Origin of the sequence: Cellulomonas sp. NS3 (genome assembly GCF_024757985.1) — a bacterium.
Taxonomy (GTDB): Bacteria; Actinomycetota; Actinomycetes; order Actinomycetales; family Cellulomonadaceae; genus Cellulomonas_A.
This window is the reverse complement of the sequence record NZ_CP103289.1, coordinates 4,479,425-4,499,108: the sequence shown is the minus strand read 5'-3', so window position 1 is coordinate 4,499,108 and position 19,684 is coordinate 4,479,425. Positions and strand designations below refer to the sequence as shown.

The 19,684-nt window shown below is 75.7% G+C and carries 23 protein-coding genes; 11 read left to right on the top strand and 12 right to left on the bottom strand.

Annotation, left to right across the window (positions count from 1 at the left end):
- Positions 1-67 precede the first annotated feature (67 nt).
- Positions 68-1,513 carry an amino acid permease gene (locus tag NXY84_RS20360; RefSeq protein WP_258724843.1) on the top strand — a complete coding sequence of 482 codons (1,446 nt, stop codon included), beginning with the start codon at positions 68-70 and terminating at the stop codon, positions 1,511-1,513.
- Positions 1,510-1,959, top strand: coding sequence for a hypothetical protein (locus tag NXY84_RS20355; protein WP_258724842.1), 450 nt, complete (start codon positions 1,510-1,512; stop codon positions 1,957-1,959). Before NXY84_RS20360 ends, NXY84_RS20355 begins: the two co-directional genes overlap by 4 nt.
- Before the next feature lie 61 nt (positions 1,960-2,020).
- Here the strand turns inward: NXY84_RS20355 and NXY84_RS20350 are convergent, their stop codons facing one another.
- On the bottom strand, positions 2,021-2,479 hold the full coding sequence (locus NXY84_RS20350; protein ID WP_258724841.1) for a hypothetical protein: 459 nt from the start codon (positions 2,477-2,479) through the stop codon (positions 2,021-2,023).
- Positions 2,480-2,606: 127 nt separating this feature from the next.
- Entirely contained in the window at positions 2,607-3,047 is a 441-nt protein-coding gene (locus tag NXY84_RS20345) for a nitroreductase family deazaflavin-dependent oxidoreductase (RefSeq protein ID WP_183297233.1), read from the bottom strand.
- A gap of 178 nt (positions 3,048-3,225) precedes the next feature.
- Between NXY84_RS20345 and NXY84_RS20340 the strand changes: the two genes are divergently transcribed.
- Positions 3,226-4,110 (top strand): hypothetical protein, encoded by an 885-nt coding sequence (locus NXY84_RS20340; protein WP_258724840.1) that lies wholly within the window; start codon positions 3,226-3,228, stop codon positions 4,108-4,110.
- Positions 4,111-4,205: 95 nt separating this feature from the next.
- Here the strand turns inward: NXY84_RS20340 and NXY84_RS20335 are convergent, their stop codons facing one another.
- Positions 4,206-5,165 (bottom strand): manganese catalase family protein, encoded by a 960-nt coding sequence (locus NXY84_RS20335; RefSeq protein WP_258724839.1) that lies wholly within the window; start codon positions 5,163-5,165, stop codon positions 4,206-4,208.
- A 272-nt stretch (positions 5,166-5,437) separates the two neighbouring features.
- Here NXY84_RS20335 and NXY84_RS20330 point away from each other — a divergent pair, with 272 nt between their 5' ends.
- The 3 genes from NXY84_RS20330 to NXY84_RS20320 all read left to right on the top strand — a co-directional run bounded on the left by NXY84_RS20330 (position 5,438) and on the right by NXY84_RS20320 (position 7,924).
- Entirely contained in the window at positions 5,438-6,517 is a 1,080-nt protein-coding gene (locus tag NXY84_RS20330) for a hypothetical protein (protein ID WP_258724838.1), read from the top strand.
- A gap of 100 nt (positions 6,518-6,617) precedes the next feature.
- Positions 6,618-7,148: a hypothetical protein gene (locus NXY84_RS20325; protein WP_258724837.1), complete on the top strand. Its 531-nt coding sequence runs from the start codon at positions 6,618-6,620 to the stop codon at positions 7,146-7,148.
- Entirely contained in the window at positions 7,043-7,924 is an 882-nt protein-coding gene (locus NXY84_RS20320) for a DUF429 domain-containing protein (RefSeq protein ID WP_258724836.1), read from the top strand. Before NXY84_RS20325 ends, NXY84_RS20320 begins: the two co-directional genes overlap by 106 nt.
- 88 nt (positions 7,925-8,012) lie before the next feature.
- Here the strand turns inward: NXY84_RS20320 and NXY84_RS20315 are convergent, their stop codons facing one another.
- The 7 genes from NXY84_RS20315 to NXY84_RS20285 form a co-directional block, all read right to left on the bottom strand.
- A complete protein-coding gene (locus tag NXY84_RS20315; protein ID WP_258724835.1) occupies positions 8,013-8,531 on the bottom strand; it encodes a putative immunity protein in 519 nt (172 codons plus the stop codon).
- An 85-nt stretch (positions 8,532-8,616) separates the two neighbouring features.
- Complete coding sequence (locus tag NXY84_RS20310; protein WP_309485027.1) at positions 8,617-9,390, bottom strand: metallophosphoesterase family protein; 774 nt, start codon at positions 9,388-9,390, stop codon at positions 8,617-8,619.
- A gap of 64 nt (positions 9,391-9,454) precedes the next feature.
- Complete coding sequence (locus NXY84_RS20305) at positions 9,455-9,868, bottom strand: NUDIX hydrolase (protein WP_258724834.1); 414 nt, start codon at positions 9,866-9,868, stop codon at positions 9,455-9,457.
- Positions 9,869-9,910: 42 nt separating this feature from the next.
- A complete protein-coding gene (locus NXY84_RS20300; protein ID WP_258724833.1) occupies positions 9,911-11,575 on the bottom strand; it encodes an SIR2 family protein in 1,665 nt (554 codons plus the stop codon).
- 202 nt (positions 11,576-11,777) lie between these two features.
- The gene (locus tag NXY84_RS20295) at positions 11,778-12,005 is read right to left on the bottom strand and encodes a DUF2188 domain-containing protein (protein WP_258724832.1); all 228 of its coding nucleotides are present in this window, start codon (positions 12,003-12,005) and stop codon (positions 11,778-11,780) included.
- 111 nt (positions 12,006-12,116) lie between these two features.
- The gene (locus tag NXY84_RS20290) at positions 12,117-12,920 is read right to left on the bottom strand and encodes a uracil-DNA glycosylase (protein WP_396126343.1); all 804 of its coding nucleotides are present in this window, start codon (positions 12,918-12,920) and stop codon (positions 12,117-12,119) included.
- Positions 12,917-13,537, bottom strand: coding sequence for an L-threonylcarbamoyladenylate synthase (locus tag NXY84_RS20285; protein ID WP_258724830.1), 621 nt, complete (start codon positions 13,535-13,537; stop codon positions 12,917-12,919). The genes NXY84_RS20290 and NXY84_RS20285 overlap by 4 nt, the downstream gene beginning before the upstream one ends.
- Before the next feature lie 254 nt (positions 13,538-13,791).
- On the opposite strand from NXY84_RS20285, the gene NXY84_RS20280 reads away from it, so the two are divergent.
- From NXY84_RS20280 to NXY84_RS20260, 5 genes are all read left to right on the top strand, one after another.
- Positions 13,792-14,742, top strand: coding sequence for an ATP-binding cassette domain-containing protein (locus NXY84_RS20280; RefSeq protein ID WP_258724829.1), 951 nt, complete (start codon positions 13,792-13,794; stop codon positions 14,740-14,742).
- Positions 14,739-15,614, top strand: coding sequence for a hypothetical protein (locus NXY84_RS20275; RefSeq protein WP_258724828.1), 876 nt, complete (start codon positions 14,739-14,741; stop codon positions 15,612-15,614). Before NXY84_RS20280 ends, NXY84_RS20275 begins: the two co-directional genes overlap by 4 nt.
- A complete protein-coding gene (locus NXY84_RS20270) occupies positions 15,601-16,422 on the top strand; it encodes a hypothetical protein (protein ID WP_258724827.1) in 822 nt (273 codons plus the stop codon). The genes NXY84_RS20275 and NXY84_RS20270 overlap by 14 nt, the downstream gene beginning before the upstream one ends.
- Positions 16,423-16,528: 106 nt before the next feature.
- Entirely contained in the window at positions 16,529-17,962 is a 1,434-nt protein-coding gene (locus tag NXY84_RS20265) for a sensor histidine kinase (RefSeq protein WP_258724826.1), read from the top strand.
- Entirely contained in the window at positions 17,959-18,657 is a 699-nt protein-coding gene (locus NXY84_RS20260) for a response regulator transcription factor (protein WP_258724825.1), read from the top strand. The genes NXY84_RS20265 and NXY84_RS20260 overlap by 4 nt, the downstream gene beginning before the upstream one ends.
- 3 nt (positions 18,658-18,660) lie before the next feature.
- On the opposite strand, the gene NXY84_RS20255 is transcribed toward NXY84_RS20260, so the two are convergent.
- Together NXY84_RS20255 and NXY84_RS20250 are read right to left on the bottom strand one after the other, a co-directional pair.
- Positions 18,661-19,269: a class I SAM-dependent methyltransferase gene (locus NXY84_RS20255; RefSeq protein ID WP_258724824.1), complete on the bottom strand. Its 609-nt coding sequence runs from the start codon at positions 19,267-19,269 to the stop codon at positions 18,661-18,663.
- On the bottom strand, positions 19,262-19,675 hold the full coding sequence (locus tag NXY84_RS20250; protein ID WP_258724822.1) for an ATP-binding protein: 414 nt from the start codon (positions 19,673-19,675) through the stop codon (positions 19,262-19,264). Before NXY84_RS20250 ends, NXY84_RS20255 begins: the two co-directional genes overlap by 8 nt.
- Positions 19,676-19,684: the final 9 nt, after the last annotated feature.

The following is a 19,684-nucleotide window of genomic DNA, read 5'->3' as shown; positions in this document are numbered from 1 at the left end:
CGGGACGGCGGACCCGCAGGGACGGGCGTCCCGGGCGGGTGCCGCGCGCCGTCGCTAGCCTCGTCCGGTGACCGACACCGCCCCACCGAGCGCCACCGCTCCCGCCGCCGAGCACCTGGGGACGGGCCTGCGGGTCCGGCACCTGACGATGATGGGGCTCGGCTCCGCGATCGGTGCGGGGCTGTTCGTCGGGACCGGTGCGGGCATCGCGATCGCCGGGCCCGCGATCCTCGTGTCGTACGCGGTCGCAGGCCTGCTCGTCGTGCTCGTCATGCGGATGCTCGCCGAGATGGCCGCCGCGATCCCGTCGAGCGGCTCGTTCTCGACGTACGCCGAGGTCGGCATCGGGCGCTGGGCCGGGTTCGTCATGGGCTGGCTGTACTGGGCGACGCTCATCATGGTGCTCGGCGTCGAGATCACCGCGGCGTCCGGGATCATCCACGGCTGGGCTCCCGCCCTGCCGCAGTGGCTCGTCGCGCTGGTGCTCGTGGCCGGGTTCGCGGTCGTCAACCTCGTCGGCGTCCGGAGCTTCGGGGAGTTCGAGTTCTGGTTCGCCTCGCTCAAGGTCGGCGTGATCGTCGTCTTCCTCGTCGTGGGCACGCTGCTCGCGCTCGGGCTGCTGCCCGGCACCGACCCCGTCGGCACGAGCAACCTGCTGGGCAACGGCGGCTTCGCGCCGCACGGGCTCGCGGGCGTCGCGTCGGGGCTGCTCGTGGTGCTCTTCGCGTTCGGCGGCATCGAGATCATCACGATCGCCGCCGCCGAGTCCGACGACCCGCAGCGCTCGATCGCGACCGCAGCCCGCAGCATCGTGTGGCGGATCCTGCTGTTCTACGTCGGCTCGGTCGCGATCATGGTGCTCGTCCTGCCGTGGGACTCCGCCGCACTGGTCGCCGGGGAGGGCGAGTCGGGCGACGGGCTCGGCGGCCCGTTCGTCGCGGTGCTCGACCTCGTGGGCGTCCCCGGGCTGGGCCGGATCATGGAGGTCGTCGTCGTGGTCGCGCTGCTCTCGGCCTTCAACGCCAACGTCTACGGCACGTCCCGCATGGCGTTCTCGCTCGCGCAGCGCGGCGACGGCCCCGGCGCCCTGCTGCGGGTCTCGCGCCAGGGGGTGCCGTGGTCCGCGGTCGCGCTCTCGGTCGCGTGCGCGCTCGTCAGCATCGTCCTCAACTGGGCCCTGCCCGCCGGGCTGCTGGGGCTCCTGCTGGGCGCGGTCGGCTCCTCGCTCGTCGTGCTGTGGGTGTTCATCGCGGTCTCGCAGCTGCGCCTGCGCCGCCGGCTCGAGGCCGAGGGTCGGCTCGGGGTGCGGATGTGGGGCTTCCCGTCCCTGTCGTGGGCGACGCTGGGGCTGCTCGCGGGGTTCGTCGCGCTGATGCTCTCCGACCCCGACGCCCGCGTGCAGCTCGCGTCGACCGCGGTGCTGTGCCTTGTGCTCGTCGGGCTCTACGCGCTCCACGCCCGGCGGCGGAGGGGCGCCCGCGTGCCCGAGGCCGCGCCGGGGGACGTCCCGTGAGCCGTCCCCTCCCGGAGCTCCTGCGCCTCGCCCGCTCCCGGGACTGGGCCGACCGCGCGACGGCCGGCCACGAGCTGGCTCCGCTCGTCGACGACGGCGACGCGCAGGTGCGGGCCGCGCTCACGGCCCTGCTGCTCGATCCCGACGACACGGCCGTCACCGACCGCACCGCGACGGCGCTCCTGACGCACGGCGGGCGTACGGCGTGGTGGCTGTTCCTGCACGCGTGGTCCCGCGCGGGACCGGAACGGCTCGACCACCTCGCCGACGCGTTCCGTGAGCAGCGCTGGAGGCGCGCCGCGGCGGGCGACACCGCGGGCGAGGAGGCCCTGCGCGCGCAGGTGGAGGCGTTCGTGGCCGACGAGGACGCCGGGGTACGAGCGGCCGCGGCGGAGCTCGCGGGCCGGTTCGGGCCGGCGGCCGGGACCGGCTCACCGCCGCCGTGAGGAGCGCCCGACGGGCCGGCAGGTCCGCCGCCGGGGCGCGAGCCCGCAGCGGCCCCGCCCGTCAGCCCGTCGTCGTCTCCACCGGTCGCGCCTCGTGGCCCTCGCGACCGTGCGTCCGGTTCGACTCCTTCATCTGCGCCTCGTACACGTGGCGCCGGCCCTCCATGAGCCGGTCGCGCACCTCGCGCTCCCAGTGCCGGAACGTCGACCAGTAGCCCTCGTCGTAGTCCTCGACGATCTGGAACGTCCAGCGCCCGTGGAGCACGTTGCGCCCCACGAGGTCCGCCCGGATCTCGTCCGCGAGCTCCGGCTCCCCGGCGGCCGCGAGCTTGTCGAGGGCCTCGGCGAGCTCGATGTCGGCGCGGCCGGTGAGCCGGTGGAACGCGTACAGCATGCCGCGGGCGTGCTCGGTCACCTCGAGCGCGGCGGTCACACCGCCCACGGCCTCGACGAGCGCATCGCTCGCGCCGTCGGGCACGCGGTGGTCGGGGTCGGGGGCGTCGCGGAGGTCGTCGGTCATGCGTGCCATCGTCCGACGGCGGTCCCGGACTCGCACCCGGAGAGTGGTCGGCCCCCGCACCCGGCCCGGGGACGACGAACGCCCCGCACCGGGGGTGCGGGGCGTCGCGGTCGGCCGGGGAGCGGGCTCAGTCCTCGATCGGCGTCAGGACGAACACCGGGATCTCGCGGTCCGTCTTCGTCTGGTACTCGGCGTAGTCGGGCCACGCGGCGACGGCCCGCTCCCACCACGCCGCACGCTCGTCGCCCGTGGCCACGTGCGCGAGGTAGTCGCGCCGGACCGGGCCGTCCTGCAGCTCGACGTGCGGGTGCTTGACCAGGTTGTAGTACCAGACGGGGTGCTCCGGTGCGCCGCCCTTCGACGCGACGACGGCGTACTCGCCCTCGTGCTCGACGCGCATGAGCGGGGTCTTGCGCAGCTTGCCGGACGTCGCACCGACCGAGGTCAGCAGGATGATCGGCTTGCCGCGAAGCGTGTTGGCCTTCGTCCCGCCGGAGGCCTCGAACTCCTCGGCCTGCTTGCGGGCCCAGTCGGACGGGCTCGGGGCGTACTCACCAGTGAGGGGCATGTCTGCGAGAACGAGCAGCGGCGGCGCCGCATTCCCGGCGGGCCGGACCCGCTCCGTGGCGGGCCGGTGGCTGTGGATGAAATTACCGGGGCATTCCCGGCGGCGGTCTACCGCATCCGGCGAGCGGTGGTGACCCTGGGCGGACGCATCGGCTCGAGGGGGAACCGTGAGAAGTGGCATGCAGTGGGGGGTCCGGGGGATCGGCGCAGCGGCGCTCGGGATCCTGGGGGTGCTGGGGGCGGGCGCGCTGGCCGTCCCGGCGGCGGCAGCGGTCGACCAACCGGTGACGCTGTGCAGCGAGCTGTGGAACCAGCGTGAGCACATCGCGGCGAACCAGACCGTGATCGGCGACGTGATCATCGACGAGGGCTACTGCTACCTCGCGCACTCGACGGTCAGCGGCGACGTCGTCGTGCCCGCCGGGCAGCGCGTCGAGCTCAGCGGCACGGTGGTCGACGGTGACGTGCGGGCGACCGGGGGAGCGTCGCTGTACCAGGCGCGGGTCCACGGCGCGGTCGAGCTCGACGGCGCCGACACCGCGTGGCTGCGCGTCGAGCGCAGCACCGTGCGCGACGTCCGCGGGGTCGCGCGCGACCTGACCTTCGCCGGCGCGTCCCGGGTCACCGGCACCTACGACGTCACGGCGACGGAGATGCACCGCCTCCAGCACAGCACGTTCCTCGGGTCGGTGACCGCCAGGGGTGGCCGGATGCTCACGCACAGCTCGACGTTCGCGGACCTGACGGCCGTCGGCTCCCGCGACGCGATCGTGTGCCGCACCGCGGTCGCCGGAGACCTCACCGTCACGGGGCTGTCCGACTACGCCCGGCTGGGTCTCGAAGGACGGGAGCAGTGCCGGACGACGATCGGCGGGTCGCTGATCCTGCGCGACAACCCGCACAGCGTCGACCTCGGTGAGGTCGCGATCGCCCAGGACCTCGTCTGCGTGCGCAACACCGGCCCGCGCGTCGTCACCGGGGCGCCGGAGGTCGCGCCGGGCTCACGCGTCACGGTCGGTGGCGTGAGCTACGGCGACTGCCAGTACGAGTGGGTCTGGTACTGACGGAACCCGCCGGAACGCGTCGAGCGGCCCGCCGCCACAGGGCGACGGGCCGCTCGGGGCCGGCGGTGCCGCAGCGCCGCTGAGGCCGGTGCGCCTTAGCTCGTCGGCGGGACGGGCCCGTAGACCGGCTGGACCTCGGCCATCTCGATGTCGGCGGTCGCCTGGATGAGCGCGAGGAGCTCCGGGTCGGCGCCCGGCGAGAACTCCTCGAACCGCTCCTCGGCGATCGTCATCGGCACGCCCGCGGGGGCCTGCTCGGTCGCGTCGAGCTCGGTGCCGTCGTTCGAGGGCGACATGCCCCGGAAGATCTTCCCGGCCTCCGACTGGCTGGTCAGGTCGAACGAGTACTGCTTGCTCTGCAGGCCGAGGTCGAGGAGCTTCTTGACCTCGGGGAACTGCTCGGCGTTCGTCTTCGGGATCGGCAGCGTCTTCTTCCAGTCGACGCCGAGGGTCTCGAGGGCCTTCGCGTACGCGTTCTCGTGGGCCTGGTCGCGGACGATCAGGTAGGAGATCGTCGAGCGGGCCGTCTTGTTGTCCGTCATCTCGTAGATGCGGCACTTCTGCAGCCGGCCGGTCGACTCGAGCATGAGGTTGTACAGCAGGTCGAGCACCAGGTTGCCGGAGTTGTAGACGTAGCTGCCGCTCCACGGGTTGCCCGCGGCGTCCACCGGCAGCGCGCCCTGGGCGGCCACGAGGTAGTGGTGGATGTTGCTCTGGTGCGTCGCCATCTCGAGCGGCGTCTTCCCACCGGCGCCCGGCTGGTCGAGCGGGTCGGTCTTCTTGCCCTGGTAGCGCGGGGAGCCGTCGAGCAGCCGCGAGATTGTCGTGCCGATGAGCTCGACGTGGCTGATCTCCTCGGTCCCGATCCCCTGGAGCAGGTCCTTGTACGGCTTCCCGGCCGGGCCGCGGAAGTTGATGCTCTGGAACAGGTACTGCATCATCGTGCGCATCTCGCCGAACTGGCCACCGAGCCCCTCCTGCAGCGCGTTCGCGGCGGCGGGGTCCGGCTCGTCCGGGATGATCTCGTTGATCAGGCGCTGAACGTGCAGGTACATGCGGGTGTCCTCTGTTCGAGGCGGTGCGGCCACGCGTCTGGACCGCCCTGGGGACGCTAGGCGCCGGTGGGGTGGGTCGCCACCGGGGGCGCTCGGCGCGGTGACCCGAAAGGGCCGAGCCCGGTGCACGTCAGGGCACCTCCGGCCACGCCCGAACGCCGGGTCCCTAGTGTCGGGAACGGCCCGGACGACGTCGCCCGGGGCCGTGCCGCAGGGGGCGCCAGGACGGTCGCGCCGCACGCGGCGACCAGCCGAGCCCCCCAGGGGGACCCGTGCACCCGACCTCGACGGCGGGCCTCGCGCTCGCCCTCACGCTGACGCTGGGCCCCACGCCCACGCCCACGCCGACGGACGGCCCGACCCCGCAACCGCCGGTGTGCGGGGCGACGCTCACGACCGACACCACCCTCACCGCCGACCTGGTCTGCGCCGAGGGCGACGGGCTGCGGCTCGAGGGGCCGATCACCCTCGACCTCGGCGGCCACACGCTCCGCGGTCCGGGGACCGGGCGCGGCGTCCTCACGGACAACCGCACGAACGGCGTGGTCACGAACGGGACCATCACGGGCTGGGCGTCCGGCGTCGCGCAGGCGAACGACGACTTCCCGGACGGGCAGCCGGTGCCGACCACGATCAGCGGCGTCCTGTTCCGCGGCAACGGCTCGGGCGTCACCGGCTTCTTCGCCGCGTTCGACGTGACCCGCTCGCGCTTCGTCGACAACGGCACCGGGATCGACATCGCGCTCTTCTCGGACGCGACCGTCGACCGGTCGACGTTCCGGCGCAACGACGTCGCCCTCACGGTCGGTTCGGACAACATCGCGCGCGTGGCGGCGTCGTCGTTCGTCGACAACGGCGTGGCGCTGCTCACGATCGACGGGTCCGTCGAGGCCACGTCGTCCCGGTTCGTCGACAACACCACCACGGCGTCCCACTACCGGGGCGGCATGGTCCTCGCGGACAACCTCGTCCGGGGGAGCGAGGTGGGCGTCGAGGGCGGGAGCTTCGGTCACGTCCTCCTCACGTCGAACACCTTCCGGGACAACACGCTCGCGGTCGACGGCGACGACCCGATGACGCTGCGCCGCAACCGCTTCGTCGAGAACGAGACCGCCGTCCTGGCCGTCGACCCGCTCGAGATGGGCGTGACGGTCGACCTCGACGGGGACACGTTCCTGCGCAACGGCGACGCCGTCTACGCGACCGGGCCATCGCGCATCGCGAACGTGACGGCGGTCCGGAGCTCCGGGTGGGGCATCTACGCGCCGAACGGGGTCGACGGCGGTGGCAACGTCGCGCGCGGCAACGGCAACGAGCCGCAGTGCGTCGGGGTGGTGTGCGCCCCGAGGTGACCCCGGGGTCGCGCCGCCGGCCGGCGAGGGCTGGCGGGTCGGCGCCCGCGGCGCGAGGATGCGCGTGCGGCGGGCCCGCCGCGTCGGACGAGGAGGTCCCGTGGAGCGTGCCGTCCCACCCCCGGCGGACCGGGCGACGGCGACCCGTGCAGCGGGCGACCGGGCGGACGACCCGGCGGCCGGCCCGGCCGTGCGGGGTCGGCTCGTGCGCGTCCCGCGCGTCGTCGTCGCGGTCGTCGGCATCGCGGTGCTCGTCTGGCTCACCGTCCCGCTCGAGGTCGACGGCGTGCTGCACCTCCGCCGGGAGGCCTGGCTGCTCGTCGGCGCCGGCGCACTGCTGACCGGGGTCCCCGGCGGGCTGGTCGAGGCCGCGCTCGCGCGCTGGGCGCACCGGTCAGCAGCCGTCGTGTGGCTCGCGGTGTTCGGGTTCTTCGCGCTGTGGGCGCCCGTGCTCGTGTCCAGCCGGTGGGCCGAGGGCGACGGGACGCGGCTGCCGACGTCGGGCCTCGGCGTCGCCGTCGTCGGGTGGCTGCTCGCGCTGGCCGTCGAGTACGGCGTCGCGCGCGGTGCCCTCGCGCTGGGGTCACGGGCGTCGGGCACGCGCGCGGCGGCGGCCCGGAGCTCGGCCTGACCCGGTACCTCGGGGTCGACCTCGCGTGGGGGCCCCGGGCGCGGACCGGGCTGGCCGCGCTCGACGAGCGGGGGCGGCTCGTCGCGTCCGGCGCCGTCCGCTCCGACGACGAGATCGCGGCGTTCGTCGCCGAGCACGCGTCCGGCGAGGTGGTCGCCGCGATCGACGCACCGCTCGTCGTGCCCAACCCGACCGGGCGTCGCCGGTGCGAGGCGCTGGTCACCGCCGAGTTCGGCCGGTTCCACGCGGGGGCCTACCCGGCGAACCGCAGCAACCCGCTGTTCGACCCGCCGCGCGCCCAGACCCTCGCCCGACGGTTCGGGTGGACCACGGACCCCGGCGTCGTCCCGGGTGCCGGCACGTCCGTCGCCATCGAGGTCTATCCGCACCCGGCGACGGTCCTGCTGTTCGGGCTCGCGACCGTGCTGCCGTACAAGGCGCGCCGCGGGCGGGACCTCGAGTCGCGCCGGCCGGCGTTCCGCGCCCTGCTCGACCACCTCGAGCGCGTGTGCGACGACCCCCTGCGGCTCTCGGCGTCGCCGCGCTGGGCCGAGCTGCGGGCGGTCGTCGCGGGAGCGGTCCGGGCGAGCGAGCTCGAACGTGTCGAGGACGAGGTCGACGCGGTGCTGTGCGCGTACCTCGCGTGGCTGTGGGGCGTCCGGGACCCGCGCATGCGGGTGCTCGGCACCGGGGACGAGGGGTACATCGTGGTGCCGGGCACTGTCGCGGGGGCGTCGCCGCGGCCGGGCGACGACGAGGCGACGACCTCCCGCTGACCCCGGCGGGCGCCCGGCTCCGGCATCCGTGGCGGGTGTGCGGCGCCGAAGCCCGAGAGCCTGCCGCGCCCCGCGGTCGCGGCGCCCGTCAGTCGTCGAACACGTGCCAGCAGAGGTCGCTCCGGCGGCGCTGGTCGTCGAGGACGAGCGCGAGCAGCCCGGCGGGGACCTGGTCCCGCTGCCAGTCGCGCTCGCGCAGGCGCGCCGCCTCGCCGCCGTCCGGCGGTGCTGCGGCGGTGACCGCCCGGATCGCGTAGGCCGCGGCCCCGAGCGCGTGCGCCGCGACGTGCGCGACCGCCACCGCCTGCCCCGCCGCGAGCGCCGCGAACCGCGCCGGGTCGGGGAGCCCGCGCCCGGCGGCGTTCGCCTGGAACGACGTCCGGTGGGCCGCACGCACGGGCACCTCGCCGCGGGTCCAGCCGCGGCCGACCTCGATCGCGTCGCGCGGTCGGGGATCGTCCGGGCTCTCCTGCACGAACAGCGGCAGCACGTGCTCGGCGCACCGTGCCGCCCACTCGGCCAGCAGGTGGTGGTCCTCGTCGGTCAGGGTCCCGCCCCGGCGGACGGTGATCAGACGGGGGTCTCGTTCTCTCGGGAGGATCGGCACCGCCTCATCCTGCCCGGTCGACCGGCCACCGGGTCGGTGAGCGCGCCGGTCCGGGACCCCCGTGCTGGTCGGCGACGAGCCGGGGTCACGAGCGCGCCGGGGTGAGCCCGAGCGACTCGTGCAGCCCGCGGTAGACGGCGGTGCGGAGCTCGATCGCGTACGGCTCCAGCGCGGGCATCCCGAGGCTGCGCGCGACCTCGATCTCAGCCTCGATGTCGTACGGCACGCGCACCACCTGGATGCCGAACGGGTCCTGCGCGGTGCCGCCGGGGACCCCTTCGAGGACCACGTACGACGCCGTCGGCTCGTCGAGCGGGTTCCCGACGCTGCCCGTGTTGAACAGGGTCCGGCCGCGGGACGTCTCGATGTACGCGTCGTGCACGTCGCCGTACCCGACGACCGTCGGCTCCGGGCCGTCCCCGGTGAGCTCGGTCGCGGCGAACATGCCCGCGAACTCCTCCTCGGTGTGCCGGAACCGCACGCGCGTGTAGACGCTCTGCGCCGAGGCGTGGAACAGCCGGACGCGGCGCCCGCTCAGCTCGAGGTCGTGCGAGAGCGGCAGCGTCACGAGCCACTCGCGGTCCGCGTCGGTCAGCTCCTCGTGCCACCACACGAACTCGGGGTCCCGGTCCGGGTCCGGCCGCGGGAGGAAGTCGTCCCAGTTGCCGCGGACCGTCACCGTGCAGCGCTCGCGGCTCAGCGCCACCGCCTGCGAGCCGCGCGGACCCTTCCCGGCGACGTCCCCGAGGTTCAGCACGGTCGTGATGCCGCGGGCGTCGATGTCGCGCAGCACCGCCTCGAACGCGGTCACGTTCCCGTGGACGTCGGACACGACGGCGAGGCGATCCAGCTCCGGCACGGGCGCGACCCTTTCGCGGGGGAGTGAGCGGCCAGCGTAACCAGCGCCCGAGCCGTCGGCGGCGCTACAGCAGGTCGGCGAGCCCGTCCGGGTAGAGCGGGATCGCGTCCTCGGTCGCGGACCGCCAGACCCCGGTGACGTGCGGCTGGTCGAGGCACGGCCGGCGGTCGCGCTCGTACTCCGCGGGGTCGGCCAGCTCGGCCTCGTGGACGAGGGCGATCTCGTGCCCGGCGCGACCGGCGTAGGTGAAGTGGTTCTCCAGCGCGCCGAGCTGCCGCCCGACCACGACCGCGAGCCCGTACTCCTCCGCGAGCTCGCGCACGAGGGTCTCGGCCGCGCGCTCGCCGAACTCGATGCCGCCACCGGCAGGGCGGTGGAACGTGCGGCCGGTGCCGGGCTCGACGACCTCGTCGACGAACAGCTGCCCGGTACCCGGGCGGCGGATCACGGCGAGGGCGAGGGCGCGGACTCCGGTCACGCGGCGACGCTACGGCGTACCGGACGGCCGAGCACGCGCCGCTCAGCCCCCCGCGCCCGAGTCGCGCAGCGCCTCGACGATCGTCGACCACCGGCCCCGGTCCGCGAGGCCGAGGTCCTCGAGCTGGTGGAGCAGGGCGCGGGCGGCGCGGGCGGCGTCCTGCTCGGGCGGGTCGAGGAGCTGCTCGTAGCGGACGTCGAGCGCGAACGACGGGCGTGACGCGTGCATCGCGACGCGGTCGAGGAACACGGCGAGCTCGCGGGCCCGGTCGTCGGCCGGGTCCCGGGAGACCGCGACATAGTCGAACCAGCCGCGCCAGAGCTCGCCCTGCGCGGGTTCCTCGCTGAGCGTGAGGACGGTCCCGAACAGCGGCTCGCCGTCCTCGCGGGGGTCGCCGAGGAAGCCCCGGATCTCGTAGGCGAGCCGCAGGAAGTTGTCGTCCTGCATCGACGCACCGACGACGAGCACGTGCTGCGTGAGCAGGAGCGCCTGCACGAGCGCTCCCATCGGCCGGAACGACGAGTCGAACCCGACGAAGTCGCTGCGGCTCAGCACGATCGACGCCGGGTCCTCGCTGTCGCCGTGCATCTTGAGCAGCCACGGCGCGTGCGCGGCGACGCGGTGCGTCGGCAGGACGCTGATCGGCAACGCGTTGTCCACGTCACCCACGGCGAGCTCGTAGAGGCGGTCGTAGTTCGTCGTGACCGCGCGGCGGCAGCGCAGCGACGCGAGGAGGGCGTGCGCGACGGCGTACCGGTGCGTCGAGCCGACGTGGTGCGCGATCCGCTGCGCGAGGCCGGGCAGCCGCATCCGCAGCAGCTCGGCCTGGTCGAGCGGGGACGCGAGCCGGGCGAGGGCGGTGCGCGTGCCCTCGGGGTCGTCGGTGTCGCCCGCGAGCAGGTCGATGAGCTGACGCCAGCCCGGCAGCCCGGCGCCCATGCCGACGCCGGCGGCGATGAACAGCGCGAGGGAGCCGTCGCGGGCGCGCCGGGCGAGGGCGCGGGCGCGCTCGTCGTCGACGCCCCCGTCGCCGGCGAGGCGGGAGCGTCGGTGGTCCTGGAACGCCGCGTAGTCCGACGCGTTGCGGGCGACGACGACGACGTCGATCCCGGTCTCCTCGGCGGCCGCGCGGCACGCGGCGAGCTGGGCGTCGATCACGAGCCCGCGCAGCGACCCGAAGTCCCCGCCGCCGACGCCCAGGGTCGGCAGCGCGACGAGCACCCGGCTGCGCCCGCGGCCCGGCCGGACGTCCGAGCGTGCGACGGCCCGGAGCGCGTGCCCGACGCGGTCGGCGAGCGCGTCGGCCGCGTCCTTGCCGTCGAGCGTCGGGTCGCGGACGGAGTCGACGAACCAGGTGGGCAGGACGGGTGTGCCGGTGCCCGTCCCGCGGGCGCGGCCGTTGCCGTCGGGCCAGCCCTCGGGTCGGAGGTCGGCGACCGCGGCGGGGACCGGCGGCTCGGCGGCATCCTCCGCGCCGTCCCCGGCGAGCCCGAGCACCGGGAACCACTGCCGCTCGACGGTGAAGCCGCGGTCCGTGGGCAGGATCATCGCGTCGGCGTCGAGGTGGGCGAGGTCGCCGGGGATCACGAAGACGTGGCCGGGGGTGGAGGTGCTGCCGTGGGGTCGAGCGCTGCGTGGTGGACCAGCGCTGCCGGGCGTCGCAGTCGTGCCGTGCGGAGCGGGCCGCGTCGGCGGTGAGGCTGCCATGGATCGACGGTACGTGAGCGGGCGGCGCTCCGCGGTCCGTGCGGTGGGAGCGCCGCCCGTTCGACGAGGCGGGACGGGTCTAGCGGCGGCTTCGCCGATCCCGGATCAGCAGGATCACGGCGAGCACGGCGCCGAGAGCGACGACGACCAGCCCCCACGGGTCATCTGCAGCGCCCGCGGACACCATGGCCGATCAGCCCGGTCAGCCCGGGACGTTGCGGGGGTCGTGCCCGTGGCTGTTCTTCTCGTGGATCTGCCCGTCGAGCCCGTGGATCACGTGCTCGACCCCACGGGCGTCGGCGTCCTCGCGTCCGGCGGCCACGGCGTCGTCCTTGCGGTCGAACGTCCCGTCGAGCGGCGTGTGCTGCCCCTCGACCTCGTTGAGCCAGGTCCCGTCGCGGTGCACCGTGTGCACGTCACCGTTCGGCATGGGGTTCTCCTCTCGCTGGGGGGTGCGATCGGCGAACAGTCTTGTGGGGACCCGTCGGGTCCGCTCGTCGAACGCCCTCACCCCCGCGCCCGGACCACGGGGCCCCGCTGCTCATGCCCCGCCGACGAGCTCCCGCGCCCGCACCAGCACCGCGTCGAGCATCGCGGGCGTGAGGCGCCCGGTGAAGGTGTTCTGCTGGCTCACGTGGAAGCACCCGAGCAGCGTCAGAGTGCGTCCGCCCGGCCCGTCGAGCGCGACCTCGGCGCCGTGCGCGAACCGCGGCCGGGGCCTCGGCACGTGCCAGCCCTGCTCCTGGAGGGTCGCGAGCAGCGCCTGCCACCCGAACCCGCCGAGCACCACGATGACGTCGGGGTCCACGAGCTCGAGCTCGCGCCCGAGCCACGGCCCGCACGTCGTGCGCTCGGCGGGCGTCGGGGCGTTGGCCGGGGGAGCGCACCGCACGGGCGCGGTGAGCCGGATCCCGGTGAGCGCGAGGCCGTCGCCCCGGTGCGTCGAGGTCGGCTGGTTGGCGAAGCCCGTGCGGTGCAGCGCGGCGAACAGGAAGTCGCCCGAGCGGTCGCCCGTGAACATCCGCCCCGTGCGGTTCGCGCCGTGCGCGGCGGGCGCCAGGCCGACGACGAGGATGCGTGCGTCCGGGTCGCCGAAGCCCGGCGCCGGCCGGGCCCAGTACGTCTCGTCGCGGAACGACGCGCGCTTGACCCGGGCGACCTCCTCGCGCCACGCGACGAGGCGGGGGCACGCGCGGCAGTCGACGACGAGGTCGTCGAGGGTCGCCACGTCGGGCGCGGTGCGGGCGAGCAGCGGGTAGGTGGCGTCGCCCGTGGCCGCCGCCGGTGGCGGGCCCGTGGCGGCGTCGGCGACCCTCGGGCGACCGGCTCCCGCGACGTCGCTCACTCGAACCGGCTCGGGTCCCCCGCCCCGACGCGGACGACCTCGGGCGCACCCTCGGACCAGTCGACGACCGTGGTGGGCTCGGTGCCGCAGTCCCCGGCGTCGACGACCGCGTCGACGAGGTGGTCGAGCTCCTCCTTGACCAGCCAGCCCTCCGTCATGGGCGCCTCGGAGCCGGGCAGGATCAGGGTGCTCGAGAGCAGCGGCTCGCCGAGCTCGCGCAGGATCGCCTGGACGACGGGGTGGTCCGGGATGCGCACCCCGACGGTCTTCTTCTTCGGGTGGGCGAGCCGCTTCGGCACCTCGCGGGTCGCCGGGAGGATGAACGTGTACGGGCCGGGCGTCGCGGACTTGATCGCGCGGAACGCCGAGTTGTCGAGCTGCACGAGCTGGCCGAGCTGCGCGAAGTCCGAGCAGACGAGCGTGAAGTGGTGCTTGTCGTCGAGCTGGCGGATCGAGCGGATGCGGTCCGCGCCCGTGGGGCTGCCGATCCGGGCGCCGAGCGCGTACGACGAGTCGGTCGGGTAGGCGACGAGCGCGTCGTCGCGCAGCAGCGCGACCACCTGCCCGATCGACCGCGGCTGGGGGTTGCTGGGGTGCACGTCGAAGTACCGGGCCATGCGGTGAGCCTAGGGCGCGGGTGACGGCCGGGCGAGGTTCATGGTCCGGCGCGCACGGGCGTCCGGCTCGCCCCGCGAGCGCGGCGTCAGCGGGGACCCGGTCGCCCTGGCGGCGGGCCCGCTCCTCCCCGAGGAGGAGGCCGGCCCGCGGCCCGGGTCGTCCGCCAGCAGGTGACGTCGCCGCGCACCGCGTCCCTAGCGTCGACGACGGAGGGCCGCGCGACCGGCGCGGCCCGTGACGACGGGAGCGACGCATGATCCAGGTGGAGGCGCTGACCAAGCGCTACGGCCCGACGACGGCCGTGGACGGGCTGACGTTCACCGCACGGCCCGGGCTGGTGACCGGGTTCCTCGGCCCGAACGGCGCCGGGAAGTCGACCACGATGCGGGTCGTCGTCGGGCTCGAGCGGCCCACGGCGGGGACCGCGACGGTCGACGGCCGGCGGTACGCCGACCTGCCGGCGCCGCTGCACGCGGTCGGCGTGATGCTCGACGCCCGGTCGGTGCACCCCGGGCGGTCGGCGTTCCGCCACCTGCTGGCCCTGGCACGCACCCACGGGATCGGGCGCTCGCGGGTCGATGAGGTGATCGGCATGACGGGGCTCGAGTCAGTCGCACGGCGCCGGGCGGGCACGTTCTCGCTCGGGATGGGGCAGCGGCTCGGCATCGCCGGTGCACTGCTCGGCGACCCGGGGACGCTCGTGCTCGACGAGCCGGTCAACGGGCTCGACCCCGACGGCGTGCTGTGGGTGCGCGGGCTCGTGCGCACCCTGGCCACGGAGGGCCGCACGGTGCTGCTCTCGTCGCACCTCATGCACGAGCTCGCGCTGTGCGCGGACCGGGTCGTGATCATCGGCCAGGGCCGGCTGCTCGCCGACGCGTCGGTCCAGGAGATCGTCGACGGCTCGGAGCGGGCGGGCACCGCCCGCGTCCGCACCACCGAGCCGGACGCCCTCGCGGGGGCGCTGCTCGCGAGCGGCGCGGACGTCACGGCGCAGGGGTCCGGCGTGCTCCAGGTGAGGGGTGCGACCGTCGAGGAGGTCGGCGCGGCCGCCCGCCGGTGCGGCGCGACGGTGCTCGAGCTCGCGACGGACCGCGGCTCGCTCGAGGACGCGTACCTGCAGCTCACCGCCGCGTCCGTGCAGTACCGCGGCCGTGCCGCCGACGAGGCGACCGGCCTGACCGCCACGGGAGGCACCCGATGACCGCGACCGCCGCCGTCCCCACGCCCACGCCCGCCCGGGCGCTCCCCGCACGGCGGGGCCCGAGCCTCGCGCGGGTCGCCGCCGCCGAGTGGGGCAAGCTCACGAGCCTGCGCTCGCCGGCCGCGACGGCCGTCGCCACCGTGGCCGTGTCCGGGGTGCTGACCTGGCTGTCCGCGAGCGCCTCGTCGACCGACCCGGGGTTCGACCCGATGGGCTCGCTCTCGACGGGCCTGCCGCTCGCCCAGATCGGGCTGCTCGTGCTCGGCGTCCTGGTCGGGACCGGGGAGTTCAGCACCGGCACGTTCCGCACGACGTTCACCGCCGTCCCGCGCCGGCTGCCCGTGCTCGTCGCCCAGGTGGTCGTCACGGCGGGCGCCACGCTCGTGGTGTCGGTGCTCGCGGTCGCCGCCGCGGTGGTGGGCCTCCTGCCCGCGGCCGGGTCGCGGGGGATGACGCTGGACCTCGCGGGCGGGCAGACGCCGCAGGTCCTGGCCGGCATGACGGTCCAGCTCGTCGCGATGGCGCTCCTCGGCCTCGCGCTCGGGGCCCTGCTGCGTCGCTCGGTGCCGGCGGTCGTCGCCGCCGTGGTGCTCGTCCTGGTGCTCCCCGTGGCGCTCATGCTCGCGTCCGACCCGGGGATCGGCGGCGCCCCGCCGGTCGGGGAGGCGTACGCCCGGCCCGAGGTCACCGCGGTGGGCACCGTGACGGCGGTGCTGCCCGGCGGCGCAGCGACGTACCTCGTGCCCGACGCGGGCGGCGTCGACGGTGCGCCCGACCTCGGGGTCGGGGGCGGCGCCGCGGTCCTCGCCGCGTGGGTGCTCGTCCCGCTCGGCGTCGCCGCCGTGCGACTGCGTTCCCGTGACCTCGTCTGAGGTCCGGCGCCCGGTCGGGCGGCCCGCACGTGCGGTCACCTTCCGCCGGGTGCTCGCCGCGGAGTGGACCAAGCGCACGAGCGTGCGCTCGACCCTGTGGCTCCCGCTCGGCACGGCCGTCTCCGCGCTGATGCTCGCGTACGCGCTCGGCCTGTTCGTCCGCGCGGGCGACGGGCGCTCCGGGGTGTCGCTCGTCGTCGCGGGCCACGTGCTCGCCCAGCTCGGCGCCCTGGTGCTCGGCGTGCTGGTCGGCACCGAGGAGCACACCACGGGCACGGCGACCACGACCTACGCCGCCGTGCCGCGTCGGCTCCCGGTCCTCGGCGCGCAGGCGCTCGGCACCGCGTCGGTGGCCCTGGTGACGGCTCTGGCGGCGCTGGTCGCGTCGGCCCTCGCGACGCAGGGGCAGCGTGACGCGACCGGGCTGACGCTCGACCTCGCGGACGGCGGGACGGCACGGGCGCTCGCGGGATTCGTCCTCGTGCTGACCGGTGTGGCGCTGCTCGGTCTCGGCCTCGGGGCGCTGCTGCGCCGGTCCGCCCCCGCGCTCGTCGCGGGCGTGCTGCTGCTCGTCGTCGCCGACCAGCTGCTCCTCGCGAACCCGGGCCGGGTCACCGACACGCTGCGTGCGCTCCTGCCCGGCGCGGGCTCGCGTCTCGTCCTGGACGACGCGAGGGTCGCGGCGCTCGACGCCACGACCCAGGGTCCGCACCTCGGGCCGTGGGGCGGCGGGCTCGTGCTCGCCGCCTGGGTCGTCGCGCTCCTCGCCGCCGCCGCGTACCGGCTCCGCCGCCATGACGTCACGTGACGCAGGGGCGGGGTGGGCCGTCGCCGGTCCCGGTGCGGGCACGGCGTCCCGCCCGGCGCACCCGCCACATCCCCCCGCCCCGACCCCCCGATGGGAGAGTGAGACCGTGACGAACCTGCGCCCGCACGGACGCGCGGCGCGGACCCGTGACGCGGACGCGACCCCCGTGCTCACGGAGACGCAGGTGCAGCGCCGCGGCGCGCTCGCCCGCCTCGTCGCGGCGCACCCCTGGACCGCCGACCTGGCCGTCGCCGCGACGGTGCTGCTCGTGGCCCTGCTCTCGCTCCCCGTCGCGCTCGCGACCGTCGAGGGGTCCGTGGGCCTCGGGCTGTACCCGCCCGACACCCCCGCCCTCCGGCTGGTGCCGGGGTCGTGGCTCGTCGGCGCTGGGGCGGGCGCGGTCGTCCTGCTCGCCCGGCGCGCGTGGCCCCTGGCCGTGACCGCCACGCTGACCGCCCTCGCGGTGGTCTCGCTCGCGACGACCGGCGTGCTCGGCGTCCTCGGGCTGTGCCTCGCGTGCGCGCTGCACGCCGTCGCGGCCGCCCGGCCGGCGCGCACCGCGTGGGTCGTCGGCGGGGCCGTGCTCGCGGTGGTCTCGGTCGCGCTGTGGCGCTGGGAGGACGTCGGGCTGACCGAGATGCTGCTGTGGAGCGATGCGACGCTCGCGGAGATCGACGACCCCGTGCACGACCTCACCGAGCCGCCGTTCTCGCCGGGTCGCCGCTCGGCCTCCGTGACGCTCCTGCTCGCGCTGCTCGCGCTGGGCGTCGCGACCGGCTCGGGCGTGCGTGCGCGCCGGCTGCACGCCCGCGACCTCGTCGAGCGCTACGCCGCGCTGGCCCGCGACCGCGACGCGAGCGCGGCGCTGGCCCGCGCCGCCGAGCGCACCCGGATCGCGCGCGAGATGCACGACGTCGTCGCGCACAGCGTCTCGGTGATGGTCGCGCTGTCGGACGGGGCGCGGGCCGCCCTCGACCGCGCCCCGGACCGGTCCCGCGACGCGCTCGTCGAGCTCTCGCGCACCGGGCGCGCGGCCCTGGGCGACATGCAGCGCGTGCTCGGGGCGCTCGACCCCGCGGACGACGACGGGCCCGACGGGAGCGGCGGCGCACCGCGACCGCCCGCACCCACCGAGACCGACCTCGGCACGGTCGTCGAGCGCTTCCGCGCCGCGGGGCTGCCGCTCACCGTGACCGGCCTCGACACCCTGCTGCCGGAGGACACCACGCTGCGGCTCGCGGTCGTGCGGATCGTGGCCGAGGGTCTGACGAACGTGCTGCGGCACGCACCCGGCACCCCCTCGGTGCACGTCGCGGTCCGGCGCACCGGCTCGGCGGTCGAGGTCGAGATCCTCGACGAGGGCGGGACCCGGCCCGGGACGGGCGGGGGCACGCACCGCGGGATCCTCGGGATGCGCGAGCGCGCCGCGCTGCTCGGGGGCCACGTCGACGCCGGCCCGCGGCCGGAGGGTGGCTGGCGCGTGCACGTGGTGCTGCCGTGGCGCCACGACGGGGGAGCGGACGGAGGGGAAGAGGCGTGACGACGGTGCTGCTCGTGGACGACCAGGCGCTGCTGCGCATGGGCTTCCGCCTCGTGATCGAGTCGGAGCCGGACCTCGAGGTCGTCGGCGAGGCGTCCGACGGCCGGGTCGCGCTCGACCAGGTCGCGGCGCTCCGGCCCGACGTGGTGCTCATGGACGTGCGCATGCCCGGGATGGACGGCATCGAGGCCACCCGCCGGCTCGCCCTGGAGCACCCGTCGTCGCGCGTGCTGGTCCTGACGACGTTCGACGTGGACGAGTACGCGTTCGCCGCGCTGCGCTCGGGGGCCAGCGGGTTCCTGCTCAAGACCGCGCGGCCCGAGGAGCTCGTCGAGGCGATCCGGACGGTCGCGTCGGGCACGTCGGTCGTCGCGCCCCGGGTCCTGCGCCGGATGCTCGACCTGTTCGCCCCGCACCTGCCCACCGGCACCGGCGGAGACGACGGTGACGGCGTCGACCCGCGCCTGCAGGTGCTCTCGCCCCGCGAGACCGACGTGCTGCGGTGCATGGCCGAGGGGCTGTCGAACGCCGAGATCGCCGAGCGGCTCGTCGTGTCCTCGACGACCGTCAAGACGCACGTCGGGAACGTGCTGGCGAAGCTCGACGTCCGCGACCGGGTCCAGGCGGTCATCGCGGCCTACGAGTACGGGCTCGTGGAGCGCGGCGGTGAGGGGTGGGCGGCCGGGCGCCGCTGAGCGTCAGCGCGCGCGGCCGAGCAGCGCGACGAGGAACTCCGCGGACGGACCGAACGGGCGCAGGTCCCACGTCGCGAACCGCTGCTCGACGACGAGACCGGCCTGCTCCGCGTCTGGCGTGAGCTGCTCGAACGCGTACCCGCGGCCCGCGCCGAAGCCGATCGCGAGGCGGCCGTCGTCGCGCAGGTGCGCACCGACCCGGCGCAGCACCTCGACGTGCGTGCCGGGCGCGACGAAGGTCAGCACGTTCCCGGCCATGACGGCGACGTCGAAGGGCTCGCGCACGCCCGCCGCCGGCAGGTCGAGCTCCGCGAGGTCCCCCACGTGCCAGTCGCCGCCCGGGTGGTCCTCGCGGGCGGCCGCGACGAGCACCGGGTCGACGTCGACGCCCACGACGGTGTGCCCGCGCCGCACGAGCTCCCCGCCGACGCGACCCGGCCCGCACCCCGCGTCGAGCACGCGTGCGCCGCGCGGCACGAGCGCGTCCACGAACCGGGCCTCGCCCGCGAGGTCGTCGCCCGCGGCCGCCATCGCCCGGAAGCGCTCGACGTACCACGCCGAGCGGTCCGGGTTCGTGGCCCCGATGGTCTCCCAGAGGGTCGGCTCACGCATGCGCGCTGGGCGCCGGCCACCGGTCGACGTCGCCGTGCTCGAGCTCGAACCACACGCGCTTCGCCGCGTCGCCTCCGACGGGCTCGATGCCCCACCGGGTCGACAGCTCGTCGACGAACATGACGCCCCGGCCGCCCGTGGCGGTCGCGGGCGGGTGCCGCAGGATCGGCTCGGTGCGTGCCCCGTCGGTCACCTCGACGCGCGTCCGCTCCCCGTCGACGTCCACGCACAGGTGGACCGGCGGGTCCGCGTGCGCGACCGCGTTCGTGACGGTCTCGCTGACCAGCAGCACCAGCACGTCCAGCGCCTGACCCTCGACGCCGGCCTCGACGAGGCGGTCGCGCGCCCAGCGTCGTGCCGGAGCGACGGCCTTGACGTGCGGGCTGATGTGAGTCTCGGCGTACATACCTTCTCC